Origin of the sequence: Microbacterium sp. ISL-103 (assembly GCF_018613995.1) — a bacterium.
Classification (GTDB): domain Bacteria; phylum Actinomycetota; class Actinomycetes; order Actinomycetales; family Microbacteriaceae; genus Microbacterium.
In genome coordinates this window covers 1-2,176 of sequence record NZ_JAGGPD010000125.1, presented here as the reverse complement: position 1 = coordinate 2,176, position 2,176 = coordinate 1, and the positions used below count along the sequence as shown (strand labels likewise).

At 61.9% G+C, this 2,176-nt stretch carries 3 protein-coding genes; 1 reads left to right on the top strand and 2 read right to left on the bottom strand.

All coding sequences use genetic code 11. The annotated features are described in order from the left end of the window. The coding region (locus J7E68_RS05490) for an MBL fold metallo-hydrolase (RefSeq protein ID WP_215170598.1) at nucleotides 1–990 on the bottom strand (990 nt) is incomplete at its 3' end. 524 nt (nucleotides 991–1,514) lie between these two features. Here J7E68_RS05490 and J7E68_RS05485 point away from each other — a divergent pair. Next, the gene (locus tag J7E68_RS05485) at nucleotides 1,515–1,802 is read left to right on the top strand and encodes a hypothetical protein (RefSeq protein ID WP_215170596.1); all 288 of its coding nucleotides are present in this window, start codon (nucleotides 1,515–1,517) and stop codon (nucleotides 1,800–1,802) included. A 79-nt stretch (nucleotides 1,803–1,881) separates the two neighbouring features. Here J7E68_RS05485 and J7E68_RS05480 read toward each other — a convergent pair. Then, nucleotides 1,882–2,176 (bottom strand): hypothetical protein (locus tag J7E68_RS05480; RefSeq protein WP_215170594.1); only part of this gene is annotated, 295 nt, incomplete at its 5' end.

Sequence of the window (2,176 nt, the reverse complement as noted above, 5' to 3'; positions counted from 1 at the left end):
GAGGAACGCGAGCAAGGCGCGGGGAAACACCTCCCGAGTTCGCACGCCCGGTATCGGAGTGCCGTGGTGCGGCGCGATGACCAGCTCGTAGGCCGATTTCAGGTCGGGTGTGGGCGACGCTTGAAGACGGAGCAGCGCGTTCAGCCCCGCCTTTTCGCAGTCGCCGAAGTTGATGATGGTGTCCGTCGAATGGACCACGCTGAGAAGGTTCGCGTATGCGGGGAGAGCCGCAGCAATGCGGGTGAGACGCTCGTCGTCGAGGTTCAGGCTTGCGATGACCGAGGCCGCTGAGACGTCGGATTCGCCATTCAAAGGTTCTCCGTCGGCGATTTCGGCGCGCTGCTCGACGCTGGCCCAGTCGGTGTATACCGACTCAAGCCCCCGCCGAAAGACATCACTCTCCGCGGACAGCTCATCCACGGTGTCCTCAATCTGCTTCATCGTCGCGCGCGTCTTCGGTCGAAACACGGATGAATCAACGGGTGGCCAGTGAACGTCCCACTGCTTGCCGACTGCCTGTATGTCGTCGCCCCGCTTCACCGCTCTGGGGAACACTCTCGCCCCGCCGGCTATCCACGCATTAACGATGCCCGTGATGGGCGTGATTGACATCCCGGCAAGCGCAGCTTGGAACAGCAGGTGTGCTGCTTGAACTCTTCCCTCTGCTCGAGGCAGCAGGTGGGGGTAGTGCATTGAGACCGACCGCTGAGGCGCAACAGCCCACACTTCCGGGTAGGCCATGATGCCCGCCCAATGGTCGGCGTCGAAGTGCGTTATCAGCACTGTCTCAATGACCCGCGAGGAGTGCCCTAGCGCTTCCGACAGGATCGTAGCTGACGCGATGCCCCGCCCGGACGACGTCGCTCCGCAGTCGACAATGAAGTGTTCGTTCTGCCACGGTCTCGTGTAGATACTGCACGCTCCGTCGCCGACATTCAGGACGCGCAAGAATATGGATGGACGGTTCTTCTCATTCACCGGCATGAACATTGCTCCCAATCGTCAGTCATCAACGAGGCTCGCACAGATTGGAACAATCGGCGAAGGTTCTCGCCGGCGCGAGACAAGGACCGAACGCGCCCTGCAGGTGACCAGCGGTTACTCACGCGGCAGAATGAGCCGTTTGCGGCGTCGACACACAGGCTCAACCTCTGTAGCGAGGATTGTTCTCAGAGTTTGCCATTCGCGAGTTCAACGGCCCCACTTCACGTTCACCTCCGGACGACCCTCATCATCAGCGCCATGAACACCCGCTGCATCGAGGACTGGAAGCTCTATCACTCGCTCAACCAGGGCCACGGGACTCTCAGGGACGCGGCACGCTCTATCACCACATCACGCGGCAGAGCTCACCTACTCGATGCACGCGTGGAGTACTGAGAGCCAGCCACCGGCGATGAGTACCAACCTCGCCGGCTGCCACTGGAGCATCGACTCCGAGGAGACGTTCGATTGGGTGGCGGATGGCTCGGCCACCGTGGTCGAGATAACGCGCCCCACACCGGAGGTCGCCGATGGTATCCGAGCAGCTGGTCGCCGCGTTCCGCCCGCAGGCCTCGGAACTGCTCGTCGAAGGCGGCCACAATCTGGACCTCAGCCAGCACTCGCACATCTGGTTTCACCTCAACTTTATCGACGCCGACTTGTATGGCATCGAAGAGGACGACGACTGGGCGGCGATTCCGTCGGAGGGGGTTCTGGCTGCGGCGAAGGCGACGATTCGCCCGACCTGGTCGCGGCGGCGCCCATGGACCGTGGACACGAGGAGAGCCGCCGGGATTCCGACGGCTCTTCTAGTGTGACGTCAGCGCACGACTAGTGCCGGTATGACTCGAACCATTCCATCTGGTTTCCGTTCAGGGTGCGGATCGTCTCGTCCACCTAAGTCAGCACGGTATCGATGGCGTCTGCCGCGGGCTTACCCCACATCCGGGGGTGCGCTCTGAGCGACGACCGGACGGGCACCACCGCGTTAGCCCGGGCCTGAAGAGCCTTCCAGACGCGGTGTCGACCATCCCCCTCAAGACCAAAATCACCCATCACGGGGTTTCCCCCACCGAACCAGGAGTTGAGCACGTCACGGTCAGCTGCCGCCTCCGGGAGGTCGTACTCAATGGTGACGTAGTCCTCTGTTGAGTCAATCAACTGTTTAATGATATCCCTCATCACCGATGCA

Excerpts from the sequence above, each read along its gene's own strand:
- J7E68_RS05485 (WP_215170596.1), top strand. The coding sequence starts at position 1,515 with ATGGTATCCGAGCAGCTGGTCGCCGCGTTCCGCCCGCAGGCCTCGGAA.